The following is a 13,648-nucleotide window of genomic DNA, read 5'->3' as shown; positions in this document are numbered from 1 at the left end:
TTGTGCCGGTTAAGATACTGGAAAGATCACCCCGCTTGCTGTGGCAGTGGGATTTAATATAAAAACAGGGCTCCGGAGAATCATTCTCCGGAGCCCTGTTTTTATATGCCCGGTTTGGGCAGTCAAGAAACGTCTCTGTTTTATTAGAAAGTCAGGTCAGGCGGTACGCGCGGGCGGCAGCGTTTCCGCCTGTGTTTTCGGGCGGATCAGGACGAACGGCGTCAGCTCGCGGAAATTGTTGGCGGGGTTGTCCCGGATGATCTGCGCCAGCTCCGTGTTGGGCAGGGTAAGGTCGTCCGACTTGCCCAGAATTTCCACGCCGTAGTCGTTTGCATCCACGACCATACAGGAAATTCCCAGTGTCTCATAGAGCTCCTGGCAGACAGCGTGGGTGTTTTGGGGAATTTGGATGCCGAATTCGCCGTATTCCTCAAAGGCATGGTCATAGAAGCCGTCCAGCCCGCTGACCTCCCGGCCCGCGATCTCATAGAATACGCCGCGCTTGCCCATCAGCTTGCCGATGCCGCCCATCAGAGAGGCGTACAAAATTTTTGCCCGTCCGCAGGCGTCGATGGCATACTGCATTTTGTAGGGGCTGTCCACCCCGACACCCGCGGTGCTGCGGGTGGCGAATCGGGACAGGAGCCGTGCCAGTAGCCCCACCCGCATGTCCGCCTTATAGACAATCCGGCCCTGGCACAGGGAGACGATCTTTTCGCTGATGGAAAGGATGTCCCCCGGCTGATAGAGATTTTCGATATATTCCTGTACCAATGCGGGCAGGCTCTCTCCCACACCGATAAAATGCGTCTTGACCGCGTGGCGCAGGTAGGTTTTGCCGTTGGCTTCAATTGCAACCTGTTTGCCTTCATTTGCGTAAAATTCCATCATAAAACCCTCCCGGTCTTCGTTAACCGTAGTATACCCGGATTTACGGGGGCTTATGGAACAATTTCCTTAGCAAAAGCTTTCGATTTCCTTACAATCGGATTACAGACTTGTTGCCGGTAAAATTTGTATAAACCCAAAGAAACGCGGCAAAATAGAGGTTGCAGACAGACAATGAAACATAGAAAAGGATGTGAACCGTTTGGATACAAAAGTGACCGAACAGGAATATCAACAGATGACGCAAAAAGCGTCGCCCAACTCCAAAGTGTTCCGCAACTGCGTGGTGGCCTTTTTAGTCGGCGGTGCAATCTGCACGCTGGGACAGTTTTTGACGACGCTGTTCCTGATGCTCGATCTGCCGGAAAAACCGGCAAAGGCCTTTGTCTCCATCAGCCTGGTCGCCCTGAGCGCAATTTTGACCGGACTGAATGTCTATGACAGGCTGGCCAAGCACGCGGGCGCGGGCACGCTGGTGCCGATCACCGGCTTTGCAAACGCAATCGTCTCTCCGGCCATGGAGTTTAAAAGCGAGGGCTTTATTATGGGCTTGGGCGCAAAGATGTTTACCATCGCCGGCCCGGTGCTGGTATATGGTACCTGCGCTTCTGTGATCTACGGGCTGATCATATTTGTCTTGAATCTATACTGAAAAACAGGGGAGGTGAACACCATGCCAAAAAGAGTTGGCCGCTATACCCTTGTGATGGACAAAAGTCCGGGCATCCTGGGCTATGCGTCTATCGCGGGAAAGAAAGAAAAAGATGGCCCGCTGGGCGAATTTTTTGACACCGTACACGACGACAACACGCTGGGCGAGGAGAGCTGGGAAAAAGCGGAGAGCCAGCTGCAAAAAGAGGCGGTGGAAGCCGCGCTGCAAAAGGCCGCGTTGGAGAGCCAGGACGTCGACTGCATTCTGGCGGGCGACCTGCTGAACCAGTGTATTTCTTCCACCTTTGGACTGCGCAGTATGAGTATCCCGTTCCTGGGACAGTACGGCGCGTGTTCCACGATGGCGCAGACGCTGGGACTGGCGTCCCTGTTTGTGGAGACGGGGATTGCAAACCGGGCGGTTGCGGTCACGTCGTCGCATTTCTGTTCGGCGGAGCGGCAGTTCCGCTTCCCGTTGGAATACGGCGGGCAGCGTACGCCGACTTCCCAGTGGACGGCGACGGCGGCGGGCGCGATGGTGCTGGGCGCGCCGGGACGCGGCGAAGTCAAGGTGAATGCGGTCACATTCGGACGGATCGCGGACCTGGGCGTCAAGGACGCCAACAACATGGGCGCGGCAATGGCTCCGGCGGCGGCGCAGACGTTGAAGGACTATCTGTCCGACACGGATACCCGGCCGGAGGACTACGACCTGATCCTGACCGGCGACCTTGGCCGGGTGGGCTGCGACTTGATGCAGGAAATCCTGCGCAAGGGCGGCATCGACATCAGCACCATGCATAACGACTGCGGCCTGATGATCTATGAGCGCGAGGCGCAGGACGTCCATGCGGGCGGCTCCGGCTGCGGCTGTTCCGCCGCGGTGCTCAATTCACTGGTGATGCGGCAGCTCTCCACGGGTGAGCTGAAAAAGGTGCTGTTCCTCGGGACCGGCGCACTGATGTCTACCACCTCCTCCCAGCAGGGGGAGAGCATCCCCGGCGTGGCGCATCTGGTCTTTTTGGAATCACAGGTCAAATAATCAGAAAGCGCCCTGGAATGTTCCAGGGCGCTTTTGTCAGAGAATTGCAGGGCGTGTTTATCCGTTCAGAAGGCTTTCTTTCTTTTCTAATACTTCCAGCATTAACAATGTACCCAGCGTGAAACCATGTGCATATAAGTCAACATCTTCACAATGCACTGCGGTTTCGTACAGACTTTCTAATTTCTGAAATCTTTTGCAGTCGTCCAGTGACATCTTCTCCATAAAGTATCGTTTTTCATCCTCAATTTTCTTATTAACGGCCCGGTGCTCTGCAGTCACGTCTGCTCGACGTTCCCATGGTATAATTTGACCATCAAACAAGGCTTCTATAATACGTTGCATTTTAATCACTCTTTTCTAAATATCTCGACCACACCTTGAAAGAAATTACGACGCATGGTATGATATTTACGCCGTTATAGCCTTCGGGCATGTCGGTACGGGGAAGTGGCGTTTGTCTTTTGTAGGGACCGCCGCTTCCTTCATTTTTTTAAGTCGCCCCGCAGCTTTTTGATTGCCCGGCGCACCGCTTCCATCGCGGTTACGTTTTCCTGTTTGGTATATGCGTCGAGAATCTCTTTGCTTTCGGCATCCAACCGTGCATAAACGCGGTACGGTTTGGGATTGTCCGTGGGACGGCCCATTTTTTTGTCCGCCATTGCACACCTCCTTTTATGAACGCCATAAGTATACACTATTGGCGTTCATAAGTCAATAGAGCCAGTAATAAGCGTTTATATGAAAATGCGGTCTTACGCGCAAAACAGGCTGATTCTCTCGCTTTAGGAGGAAGAATCAGCCTGTTTTGTATCGTTCGCATACTGTGAATGGTGATGCAGTTCCAGATGCTTTGGTTTTTGCAAGTAGCGCACAAAAAATTTTTACAGACACTATTCAGCAATGACTTCTTCGTTTTGCCAGATAGGCAAACTGAGATGCTCACTTGAAAAACTGATCAATACCACGCGTTTTTATCTGTCCCGTACAGCACAGACATTTAAAGCGCGGTCCCTTTTGCCGGTACTGACAGCCGGGATAGATCGACCCCCTCCAGTTCCAGAAGTTTGATCTTTTTGGCAATCCCCCCGGCGTAGCCTGTCAAACTACCGCCGGAGCCCACCACGCGGTGACAGGGGATGATGATAGAAATGGGGTTGTGGCCTACGGCGCCGCCTACCGCCTGGCTGGACATGGTTTTCCTGCCTGACTGCTCCGCTATTTTTTTAGCAATCTCACCGTAGGTAATAACCTCGCCATATGGAATCTGGCATAAAATGCGCCATACGCTCTGCCGGAATGCTCCGCCGATGGGACGCAAGGGAAGTTCGGCAATTTCCGGCTTCTCTCCGGAGAAATACCGGTCCAGCCAGTTTTTCACGGCATGGAACAGCGGCAGGTCGTCTTTTTTTGTCATAACATCCGGGATGGTGCCTCCAAAGTATTTCTGTCCCTGGATCCAAAGGCCTGCCAGATTTTCCCCGTCGCAGGCAAGCGTCAGCTCTCCGACGGGAGAAGCGCAGGTTGTAACGTAAAACATATCAAACACTCCTCGGATAATAAGATTTGCAGACGGTTTTAAGTGAGTCTGCTGGGTCCGCTCCACAAGAGCAACAGACAATGAGACACCCATGATACAACAACGGTAGGGCAGGTGAATCAAACGAAACATTCCCTGCAAATCTGTGATGCAGAATGAGCGAAATGGGTTGCAATATTGATGGAGCAGGGACGTAATGGCTCCTATATGGAAAGGACAAGCCTTATGAACAGGGCTTGTCCTCTTGTGTTTTTGTTTAATTATGGCCCGATGGGCCATGTTTTTGCGCTGGTCGATCGTTGCCGCGAAAAGCGATATCCGCGTGGACCGCATCTGTTGGATTCATGTCGGCTTCGTGGCCTTTACAAACAATCTGTAAATCGGGCGGCGGTTAAAAGAACACAGCTTATGCGCGCTTTTCCAGAGTCACTCTTTTATCCGGAGTTGCTCCGCTCTGCGAAACGCCCCGGTTGCAAAGCCGGATAAACTCCTGTGCCAGAGCCTGGTTCTGCGGCTGTACGGGGATGTAGAACGGCTCGTTGGAGGCACAATCGATCTGGATCATATACCAGCCGTTCTCTCCATCAGCCACGCTTACCTGCCGGACGGCGTTTTGACGGATGTAAAGCACCTCGATGTCGTTTTCCGCAATCTGCTGCGCGACCATGCCCTGATCCATCAGTGAAACCAGATATTCCGTCTCTTCGGGCCGTTTGAGACTTTCCGCGTTGCGCTTCTGCTGTTCCTTTGTAATCATCTTATCCCAATAATAGGCGTGGATGCGGTCGCTGAACCGGTACATCAGGTCCAGATAACTGCACATCTTAAAGGTGCGCCGGGACAGGCTGTCCCGGATCTGCGGCAGGTTTTCCTCCATTGCGGGGCGGTACGCGTTGAAATCGTTTTGCAGCAGAGTTGCCAGCATTGGATGGAACAGGAATTCGCGCGCAGCGTTGAAGTGCAGCGCCGCCTTTTTGACTTCCCCCGCGTCCTGGTAGCAGACGACGAACCAGTTGTCCAGCAAACGATGAATATACTGTACGTAGAGGATGCTTTCCACGGTCCACTCGGTTTTTTCAATGTCGCATTGCCCTTTTTTAAAGGTCATCACGCGGTTTTCATGCCAGGCCAGTACATATTCCGGTTTTTCATGAACCCATTTGTTGGTCTGCGGCACATAAAGGATATTTTGGATCGGCAGGCCGCGAACCAGCTCCGCGTTTACCGCGGTGCGGTACGGCGCGGGAAGCTGGTCCAGCGATTCGATCTGACGGGGCCAGGCGTCCTTCGCGCGGGAGGTATCAATTTTAAAGCTTCTTAAAAACATGCGTCATGCTCCTTTAATCTTTCACAAGGGATTTCAGCCCGGTCTGAAACCGGATTTCCGTCCCGTCGCATTCGGCGAGAATGGTGCCCATCTCGTCGGTTCGATAAATCGTTGTACCCGCGCGGTTGAGCTTCTGCATTGTTTCCCGGTGCGGATGGCCGTAGTCGTTGTCCAGCCCGCAGGAGAACACCGCGTATTTTGGCTGCACCGCCTGTAAAAAGGCGTCACAGGTGGAGGTGGAACTGCCGTGGTGGCCGCATTTGAGCACGTCGCTCTGCAGGTCGTAACCCAGTGCCACCATTTCTTCCTCGCTGTCCTCCTCCGCGTCGCCGGTGAAGAGGAAGCTTTTTTCGCCGCAGGTCAGCTTTGCCGCGATGGAATAGCTGTTCAGCCCGCTGTAGGAATCGCTGTTGGGTGCGAGGAATTCCAGCGTTACGCCCTCTTCCTCCAGGACGGTCATGCCGCCCCGGCCCTGTGTGATTTGCAGCCCTTTGTCGGAGATCGCGGTCAGCAGCCGTTCGTAGGTTTTGGTGGTGGGCGTCTGGCTGTCCGCAACTCTGGGGAGGTAAACGTCCCCGATTGTAAACGCGTTGACCACCTCATCCATGCCGCCGATATGGTCTTCGTGCGGATGCGTGGCGATCAGCTTGTCGATTTTTTGAATGCCCATGCTTTGTATGTACGCGACGAGCTCGTCGCCGGTCGCGTTGGTGCCCGCGTCGATCAGGATGGTTTCGCCGCCCGGTGTACGGATCAGCTCGCAGTCGCCCTGGCCGACGTCGACGTAGAAGACGGAGGTGGAACCCTCCGGAATGGCGGGGATGTTCTGTGTGTCGTCCAGCGTACTCCAGCGGGCGCGCAGACCGCCGATTGCCGCCGTCAAAATGGCGGCGATAATCACCAGATACGCGGGGTAGCGGGAGCGGGGGGAACGTCTCGTTTTGCTCATCGTCCTGCCTCCTCTGCAACGGAGTTCGCGGCGACGATGTCCCGCACCAGCAGGGCCAGGTCGTCCATTGTCTCCAGCGTGCCGGCGCGGCGGCGGAATTCCGCGGCGCCGCGCATGCCCTTCAGGTACCAGCCCACATGCTTGCGGGCCTCCCGCATGCCGTGCCGCTCGTCTTTGTAGGCGCAGAGGCGCTGGATGTGTTTGACCATGACGGACATGCGCTCGTACAGGCCCGGGCTGGGCAGGATGCGGCAGGAGTCCGTCAGGTAGGCGTTGATCTGCTGGAAAATCCACGGGTTGCCCAGCGCGCCGCGGCCAATCATTACGAGATCGCAGCCGGTTTCATTCAGCAGCCTTACCGCGTCCTGCACGGTGTAAACGTCGCCGTTGCCCATCACGGGGATGGTGACGGCCTCCTTGACCTGCCGAATGATTTCCCAGTCGGCGGGCGGCTCGTACATCTGATCCCGTGTGCGCCCGTGCACCGCGATGGCATCCGCACCCGCGGCTTCGCAGATTTTGGCGATCTCCACGGCGTTGACGGAAGTTTTGTCCCAGCCCTTGCGGATTTTCACAGTGACCGGTACGGGCACAGCCTCCTTGACCGCCGCGACGATCTCGCCGCAGAGGGACGGGGTTTTCATCAGCGCGCTGCCGGAGCCGTTGCCCGCCACCTTGGGGACGGGACAGCCCATGTTGATGTCGATGGCGTCCGGGCGGTATGCCATCGCCTTTTTGGCGGCCTGCGCCATCACGGCGGGATCGTCCCCAAAGAGCTGGATGCCCGCAGGGCGCTCCGCCTCGCCCAGATCCATCAAAAAGCCGGTCTTTTTGTCATTGAACTGCAGCGCTTTGGAGCTGACCATTTCGCTGACGACGTAACTGGCGCCGAAGCCCGCGCAGATTTCGCGGTAGGCCCGGTCCGTCACGCCGGCCATCGGCGCGAGTACCGCGCGGCCGTCCAGTTCGATAGTTCCAATTTTAATCATTTTGTGACTCCATATTCCTTGTACATCCTGTTGAATAGTTTCATCACCAACTATATTTTAGCCGCAATGCGGCAAAGAGTCAATAGGATGTGCAATAAAAATAGTGATGGTCCCCATACTTTCAAAAAGGGAATGTTGCCGCTCTGCGGGTACGTCCAGCGGCAATTGACAAATGTAAATATCGCGGTTATTATACAGGTGAAAAGGCAAGTTGTGAACGGTTTGCCTCATTATAGCGTTAAGAAATAGCCGCTGGTGCAGGAGCTGGGCGGCTATTTCTTTTTGTTTATTGCAACGGGGAACTCCGACAAAATCACGAGAATCGTGAGAAAGTAAATGCCGTTGTCCGCAGATGACATTATACCACTTATCTTTCCACCAGAAAAGTGATATAATAAAACAATCTATCGATATAGGACAGGAGAACCAATATGAAACTGCTTGTTTTAGACGGCAACAGCATTCTGAACCGTGCGTTTTACGGAATCCGCTTGCTGACCACAAAAGAGGGCCTGTACACCAACGGCATCTACGGCTTTCTCACCATGCTGCAAAAGCTGAAAAACGAGACGGAGCCGGACGCGGTCGCTATTGCGTTTGATATGCGCGCGCCGACTTTTCGTCATAAGGAATATGCGGGCTACAAGGCGCAGCGCAAGGGCATGCCGGAGGAGCTGGCCCAGCAGCTGCCGAACCTGAAGGAACTGCTGCGATTGCTGGGCTACCGTCTGGTGGAGTGCGAGGGCTTTGAGGCCGATGATATTTTGGGTACGCTGGCGGCCAAATGCACGGAGACGGGCGACGAATGCGTGATTGCCACCGGAGACCGGGACAGCCTGCAACTGGTAAACAGCCGTGTCACCGTGCGCCTTGCCGCCACCAAGATGGGACAGCCGCAGGTGACGCTGTACGACGAAGCGAGGATCCTAGAGGACTACGGCGTGACCCCGCCGCAGCTCATCGATATCAAAGCCATTCAGGGCGACAGTTCGGACAATATCCCCGGCGTGGCGGGCATCGGGCCCAAGGGCGCGGGGGAGCTGGTCCAGAAGTTTCACGACCTGGACTATATCTACGACCACGTGGAGACGCTGGAAATCAAGGAAGGCATGCGGCAAAAGCTCATTAAGGACCGCGATAATGCCTTTTTAAGCCGCCATTTGGGTACGATTCGCACGGACGCGCCGGTGGATACGGATCTGGAGGATTATATTCCCGGGGAAGGCGACCGCGACGCGGCGGTGCGTCTGATGGCAAAGCTGGAATTCTTCTCTTTGATTGAGAAGATGGGCTTGCAGGTTCCGCCGCCGCAGGAGCAAAAGACAGAAGAACGGAAGGCCCTGGAGCTGGTGCAGGGCGCGCCGGACGATCTGCTGGACCGGCTGCGCACGGAGGGACGCGCGGACTTCCTGATGCGGTATGAAGGGGAGAATATTGCCGCCGTTTACCTGAACCACGGCGGGACGCTGTATGAGATTACGGACCCGTATTTCCTTCCCACCCTGTGTAAAGAAGATAAAATTAAGATGAATACCCACGACGTCAAGCCGTTTTACGCCGCGATGGACCGCGTGGGCGTGACGGAATGCGCTGGCGGCGCGTTCGACACCCTGCTGGCGGCGTATCTGCTGAACCCATCCGCTTCCGGGTACGACGTGACGCGTCTGGCGCAGGAGTATAGCCTGCCGATTGTTTTGTCTGAGACCGGGGAAGCACTCAAGCGTGGGGACACGGAAGGGCTTAAAAAGCAGCAGGAGGCAGTTCTGCGCAGCCAGGCCGCCATTTTTCCGGGGCTGGTGGACAAGCTGGCGGCGGAGATTGCGAAAAACGACCAGACGGAGCTGCTGGAGACCATCGAGCTGCCGTTGGCCCGTGTGCTGGCGCACATGGAAACCATTGGATTCGATGTGGATGCGGAGGGCATCGAACAGTTCGGAGAGACGTTACAGACGGAGATCGACCGCATCCAGGCGGAAATCTACAGCGCCGTCGGGTATGAATTCAACATCAACAGTCCGAAGCAGCTCGGCGAGGCGCTGTTTGATAAGCTGGGCCTGCCGCATGGCAAGAAGACGAAGACCGGCTATTCCACCCGGGCGGACATTCTGGAGAGCCTGCAATACGAGCATCCGGCGGTGGAAATGATTCTCAATTACCGCAGCCTGACGAAGCTGAAATCCACCTATTGCGACGGATTGTCCAAAGTTATCGCGGAGGATGGACGCATTCATTCCAGTTTCAATCAGACGGAGACGCGCACCGGACGAATCAGCTCCACGGAACCGAATTTACAGAACATCCCGGTCCGCACGGAGCTGGGACGTGAGATGCGCCGCTTTTTCATGGCGAAGGAAGGCTGTGTGCTGGTGGACGCGGACTATTCGCAGATCGAGCTGCGCGTGCTGGCGCATGTGGCGGACGATAAAAGCATGATCGAGGCCTTCAAGAGCGAGGACGATATTCACCGTATCACGGCGGCGCAGGTGTTCCACATGCCGGAAGAGATGGTCACGCCGATGATGCGCAGCCGCGCCAAGGCGGTCAATTTCGGCATCGTGTACGGCATCGGGGCGTTTTCGCTGGCGAAGAATATCAACGTCTCCCGCAAGGAAGCGGAGCAGTATATTCATGATTACCTGGCGCATTACAGCGGCGTGGACGATTATATGAAGCGCGTCGTCGCGCAGGCGAAGGAACAGGGCTATGTGGAGACAATGTTCGGACGCAGGCGGTATCTGCCGGAGCTGGCCTCCTCCAATTTCAATACGCGGTCCTTTGGCGAGCGCGTGGCGCGCAACATGCCGATCCAGGGCGCGGCGGCGGACATCATCAAGATTGCGATGATCCGCGTGGAGGAGCGTCTCAAAAAGGAAAACATGAAGTCCCGCCTGATTTTGCAGGTACACGATGAATTGATCGTCGAGGCCCCGGAAGACGAAGCGGAAAAAGCCGCCAAACTGCTTACAGAGGAGATGCAGAACGCCGCCCAGCTCTCCGTCCCCTTGATCGCCGACGCGGGCGTCGGCAAAACCTGGTACGACGCAAAATCCTGACCTCCGGTCGGGACGGCGCGGGCGGACGTTGACTCATAATAGAGACCACGGAAGGCCGCGACGGAAAGGACCAGCTCCCGTGTGACATTTTAGCCAACAATTCTCAGAAAACCATAGAAAAGCAATCCTAAGCAAAGTTCCGCCGGCAATGAAAAGCACCTTGGTTGCCCTGGGCCAAGCATCCCCATGGGGATACCGGGGGTTGTAAGGGGGGCGTGAGTCGAAGTACCCCGGAGCCCACTCTCGCGCCCCTACGCGTGCTTTTGCTTACTTTTGTGGCAAGACGGACGTGCAACGTCTTTCGCGCCTCCGGCGATAGTCGTTTGGAGCATCGAGCGAGGCTTTAGCCTCAAGCGAGCGTCCCCACCGGAGGTGCCCGCCCGACATGAGGGCAAACTAACGGGTTTCTCCCGCTTTTTTAAAATTGTAAAAGAAAAATATTGCTGGTGCAACAAAGTTGATATTGTTTATTAAGAAAAGAGTAGAGAACTTATTGCTTTCATAACGAAAAATTTGTTTTACTTTTTCAAAGCGACGAGTTCCCCGGCGAAAGCCGGGGAACCAAAAGCCCGTGCGGCAGCACAACAGGTCCGTAAAGGACCCTATCACTCGTTCCCACTCGCTCTTCTCAGGAAGAGAGTTCCGTTCTCTGCGGAGAACGGCCAAAGGCGCCGCCTTTGGAAACCGCCACTTTTCAGAAAAGCGGGAAAACGCGATTTTGGGAGGCCAAACCATGTTTATCTGTCCCGTCTGTAAACAGCCCTTATTCCAAACAGAAAAAACCTGCCGCTGTCCGCGGGGCCACAGCTACGACCTCGCTTCTGAAGGGTACGTCTACCTTCTGCCGCCCAATAAGAAGCATTCCAAAGACCCCGGCGACAACAAACAGATGGTCGCCGCCCGGCGGTCGTTCCTGGAAACCGGCGCGTATCAGCCGTTCAGCGATACCCTGAACCGGTTGGCACTGCACCTGATGCAGGACGTTCCCGAACCCGTGGTCCTGGACGCCGGCTGCGGCGAAGGCTATTACACCGGGCGTCTGGCGGATGCGTTTCAGCAAAAGGCGGACGTCTATGGATTTGACATTTCCAAATGCGCGGTGCGCGCCGCCGCCAAACGGTACAAATCTCTGCATTTCGCGGTGGGCAGCAGCTTTGGTATCCCGTTTGCAAACGCCGGTGCGGATCTGCTTGTCAATGTGTTTGCCCCCATTGTGCCGGAGGAAATGAAGCGCGTGGTGCGGCCCGGCGGCGTGCTGATCCTGGCGGTGCCGGGCGAGCGCCACCTCTATGGGCTGAAGGAAATTCTGTACGACGCGCCCTATGAAAATGAATGCAAGGATACGCAATATCCGGGGTTTACCTTTTTGGAGCGCACTGTCGTACAGGGGCGGTATACCACAACGGACAACCAGCAGATGCTGAATCTGTTTGCCATGACCCCCTATTACTGGAAAACCGGCGTGGAGGGTGGGGCGCGTTTGCGGCAAGCAGAAAAACTGGATACAGAAATCTGTTTCCATTTTCTTACCTACCGGCGCGATGCCGATCAAACGGAAGGATGATGCGCATGCAAAAGAGAGAAGAAAGAATCACCCGGCCGGAGCTGGAAAACATGGCGTTTCTGTTTTTGGTGACAGTGGCCGCGTTCCTGATGCGGCTGTATCTGTTTCCCATTGAGTCCAACGATTACCACCAATTTCTACAGGGCTGGTTTGCGACATTAAAAGAAAACGGCGGGTTTGCCGCGATTGGCATGAAGATCGGCGATTACATGCCACCCTATTTTTACATATTGGCGTTGCTGACATATATTCCATTGAACGATTTGTTTTTGATCAAGATCGTTTCCTGTCTGGCGGACTTGGCGCTTGCGTTTTATGTCATGCGCATTGTGGAGCTGAAATATCCCGGGCGCTCTCATGGGGCGATGGCCTATGCGGTGATCTTGTTCCTGCCCACGGTGTTTCTGAACTCTGCGGCGTGGGCACAGTGCGACGCGATGTTCACCGGCGCGCTGGTTGCCTGCCTGTATTATCTGTTGGTCAAACGCCCCAACCGGGCGGTGCTGGCGTTTTCCATCGCGTTTGTACTGAAATTACAGGCAATCTTCTTTGCGCCGTTCCTTTTGCTTTTGTTCCTGAAGCAAAAGGTCAAGCTGCGCAGTATGATTTTGATTCCGGCTGTATATCTGCTTTCGATTATACCCGCTGTAATCATGGGGCGCGATTTATGGGACCTCCTGACGGTCTATGTTGCCCAGTCGGGGATCTATAAAAGTATTTGTATGTCCATCCCGAACCTGTACGCATTCTTAGGCAACGTCGCGCTGGACGAGGTCGGCAAGGCCGGTGTGATCTTTGCGGGCGGCGTTGTGCTGATGACGCTGTTTGTGCTTTTTAAAAAGCGGTATGTGTTCACGCCGGAGATATTGGTCACAATGGGACTGCTCTTTGCAATTTTGATGCCGTTTGTCCTGCCGCATATGCACGAACGATATTATTATCTTGCGGATATACTCAGCGTAATATACGTGTTCTATTTTCCGAAGAAACTGTATACAGCGGTTATCATGTGCGTATCATCCGCCTGTGCGGTGGGAAATTATCTGTTTGGACTGGCGTATTACCCGCAGCAGCTGTTGGCGATTGCTATTTTGATCAATCTGATTCTGTTGTTTAAACATCTGCTCGAACTGCTGGACCACAGTCCAGAGCCGAAGCCGCTGGAGGCCGCAATATGAGTGCGGTGCAAATTGTTCCGATGGAGGAACGGCACCTGGACGCTTTGGCGGAGATCAGCCGCCTCTGCTTCTCCATGCCGTGGACGCGGGATGGTCTTGCGGCGGAGCTGACCAGTAATACCGCCCGGTTTTGGGTGGCGGAAGAAACGGGAACCTGCGTCGGTTTCGCGGGAATGCATGCCGTCTGCGGGGAATGTTATGTCGATTTGGTAGCAGTCCACCCGGCACATAGGCGGAGAGGAATTGCCCAACAGCTGGTCCAGACGATGATCGGCTGGATGGAGCAAACCGGCGGCGCGTTCATCACGCTGGAGGTGCGCGTTACCAATCGGCCCGCCATCGCGCTGTATGAAAAGCTGGGCTTTGCGGAGGTCGGGCTCCGGAAGGGCTTTTACACGGACAATCATGAGGACGCGCTGCTGCTGACGCGGAACGCACAAATTTGATGGGATAAAGGGGAAAACAGC

General features: G+C 55.2%; 13 protein-coding genes. 6 read left to right on the top strand and 7 right to left on the bottom strand.

Features of this window, described 5'->3' with window-relative positions; all coding sequences use genetic code 11:
- Positions 1-156: 156 nt before the first annotated feature.
- The gene (locus tag BN2106_RS14250) at positions 157-891 is read right to left on the bottom strand and encodes a F420-0--gamma-glutamyl ligase (protein ID WP_242846339.1); all 735 of its coding nucleotides are present in this window, start codon (positions 889-891) and stop codon (positions 157-159) included.
- 199 nt (positions 892-1,090) lie between these two features.
- On the opposite strand from BN2106_RS14250, the gene spoVAC reads away from it, so the two are divergent.
- On the top strand, positions 1,091-1,540 hold the full coding sequence (gene spoVAC / locus BN2106_RS14245) for a stage V sporulation protein AC (RefSeq protein WP_278275359.1): 450 nt from the start codon (positions 1,091-1,093) through the stop codon (positions 1,538-1,540).
- A 21-nt stretch (positions 1,541-1,561) separates the two neighbouring features.
- Entirely contained in the window at positions 1,562-2,581 is a 1,020-nt protein-coding gene (spoVAD, locus tag BN2106_RS14240; protein WP_050699220.1) for a stage V sporulation protein AD, read from the top strand.
- A 57-nt stretch (positions 2,582-2,638) separates the two neighbouring features.
- Here the strand turns inward: spoVAD and BN2106_RS14235 are convergent, their stop codons facing one another.
- The 6 genes from BN2106_RS14235 to dusB all read right to left on the bottom strand — a co-directional run bounded on the left by BN2106_RS14235 (position 2,639) and on the right by dusB (position 7,386).
- On the bottom strand, positions 2,639-2,926 hold the full coding sequence (locus BN2106_RS14235) for a DUF6809 family protein (RefSeq protein ID WP_050699219.1): 288 nt from the start codon (positions 2,924-2,926) through the stop codon (positions 2,639-2,641).
- A 140-nt stretch (positions 2,927-3,066) separates the two neighbouring features.
- Positions 3,067-3,243, bottom strand: a complete 177-nt coding sequence (locus BN2106_RS16540; RefSeq protein WP_195891852.1) for a ribbon-helix-helix domain-containing protein — start codon at positions 3,241-3,243, stop codon at positions 3,067-3,069.
- Positions 3,244-3,581: 338 nt separating this feature from the next.
- Positions 3,582-4,121 carry a methylated-DNA--[protein]-cysteine S-methyltransferase gene (locus tag BN2106_RS14230; protein WP_050699218.1) on the bottom strand — a complete coding sequence of 180 codons (540 nt, stop codon included), beginning with the start codon at positions 4,119-4,121 and terminating at the stop codon, positions 3,582-3,584.
- Positions 4,122-4,527: 406 nt separating this feature from the next.
- Positions 4,528-5,448 (bottom strand): hypothetical protein, encoded by a 921-nt coding sequence (locus tag BN2106_RS14225; protein ID WP_050699217.1) that lies wholly within the window; start codon positions 5,446-5,448, stop codon positions 4,528-4,530.
- A gap of 13 nt (positions 5,449-5,461) precedes the next feature.
- A complete protein-coding gene (locus tag BN2106_RS14220; protein ID WP_050699216.1) occupies positions 5,462-6,397 on the bottom strand; it encodes a ComEC/Rec2 family competence protein in 936 nt (311 codons plus the stop codon).
- Positions 6,394-7,386, bottom strand: a complete 993-nt coding sequence (gene dusB / locus BN2106_RS14215) for a tRNA dihydrouridine synthase DusB (RefSeq protein WP_050699215.1) — start codon at positions 7,384-7,386, stop codon at positions 6,394-6,396. Before dusB ends, BN2106_RS14220 begins: the two co-directional genes overlap by 4 nt.
- A 431-nt stretch (positions 7,387-7,817) precedes the next feature.
- Between dusB and polA the strand changes: the two genes are divergently transcribed.
- The 4 genes from polA (at position 7,818) to rimI (ending at position 13,627) form a co-directional block, all read left to right on the top strand.
- Entirely contained in the window at positions 7,818-10,439 is a 2,622-nt protein-coding gene (gene polA / locus BN2106_RS14210; RefSeq protein ID WP_050699214.1) for a DNA polymerase I, read from the top strand.
- 733 nt (positions 10,440-11,172) lie between these two features.
- Positions 11,173-12,003, top strand: coding sequence for a putative RNA methyltransferase (locus BN2106_RS14200; protein ID WP_050699212.1), 831 nt, complete (start codon positions 11,173-11,175; stop codon positions 12,001-12,003).
- 5 nt (positions 12,004-12,008) lie between these two features.
- Positions 12,009-13,181: a glycosyltransferase 87 family protein gene (locus BN2106_RS14195; RefSeq protein WP_050699211.1), complete on the top strand. Its 1,173-nt coding sequence runs from the start codon at positions 12,009-12,011 to the stop codon at positions 13,179-13,181.
- On the top strand, positions 13,178-13,627 hold the full coding sequence (rimI, locus tag BN2106_RS14190) for a ribosomal protein S18-alanine N-acetyltransferase (protein ID WP_050699210.1): 450 nt from the start codon (positions 13,178-13,180) through the stop codon (positions 13,625-13,627). Before BN2106_RS14195 ends, rimI begins: the two co-directional genes overlap by 4 nt.
- Positions 13,628-13,648 lie beyond the last annotated feature (21 nt).

Origin of the sequence: Anaeromassilibacillus senegalensis (genome assembly GCF_001261775.1) — a bacterium.
GTDB classification, from domain to species: Bacteria; Bacillota; Clostridia; order Oscillospirales; family Acutalibacteraceae; genus Anaeromassilibacillus; species Anaeromassilibacillus senegalensis.
The sequence above is the reverse complement of the archived record's forward strand: the minus strand, read 5'-3'. Positions and strand labels throughout refer to the sequence as shown.

Bases quoted from the DNA above. Each gene is read 5' to 3' on its own strand.
- BN2106_RS14220 (WP_050699216.1), bottom strand. From the start codon at position 6,397: ATGAGCAAAACGAGACGTTCCCCCCGCTCCCGCTACCCCGCGTATCTG.
- BN2106_RS16540 (WP_195891852.1), bottom strand. From the start codon at position 3,243: ATGGCGGACAAAAAAATGGGCCGTCCCACGGACAATCCCAAACCGTAC.
- spoVAD (WP_050699220.1), top strand. From the start codon at position 1,562: ATGCCAAAAAGAGTTGGCCGCTATACCCTTGTGATGGACAAAAGTCCG.
- BN2106_RS14235 (WP_050699219.1), bottom strand. From the start codon at position 2,926: ATGCAACGTATTATAGAAGCCTTGTTTGATGGTCAAATTATACCATGG.
- BN2106_RS14195 (WP_050699211.1), top strand. From the start codon at position 12,009: ATGCAAAAGAGAGAAGAAAGAATCACCCGGCCGGAGCTGGAAAACATG.
- BN2106_RS14225 (WP_050699217.1), bottom strand. From the start codon at position 5,448: ATGTTTTTAAGAAGCTTTAAAATTGATACCTCCCGCGCGAAGGACGCC.
- dusB (WP_050699215.1), bottom strand. From the start codon at position 7,386: ATGATTAAAATTGGAACTATCGAACTGGACGGCCGCGCGGTACTCGCG.
- rimI (WP_050699210.1), top strand. From the start codon at position 13,178: ATGAGTGCGGTGCAAATTGTTCCGATGGAGGAACGGCACCTGGACGCT.
- BN2106_RS14250 (WP_242846339.1), bottom strand. From the start codon at position 891: ATGATGGAATTTTACGCAAATGAAGGCAAACAGGTTGCAATTGAAGCC.
- polA (WP_050699214.1), top strand. From the start codon at position 7,818: ATGAAACTGCTTGTTTTAGACGGCAACAGCATTCTGAACCGTGCGTTT.
- BN2106_RS14200 (WP_050699212.1), top strand. From the start codon at position 11,173: ATGTTTATCTGTCCCGTCTGTAAACAGCCCTTATTCCAAACAGAAAAA.
- BN2106_RS14230 (WP_050699218.1), bottom strand. From the start codon at position 4,121: ATGTTTTACGTTACAACCTGCGCTTCTCCCGTCGGAGAGCTGACGCTT.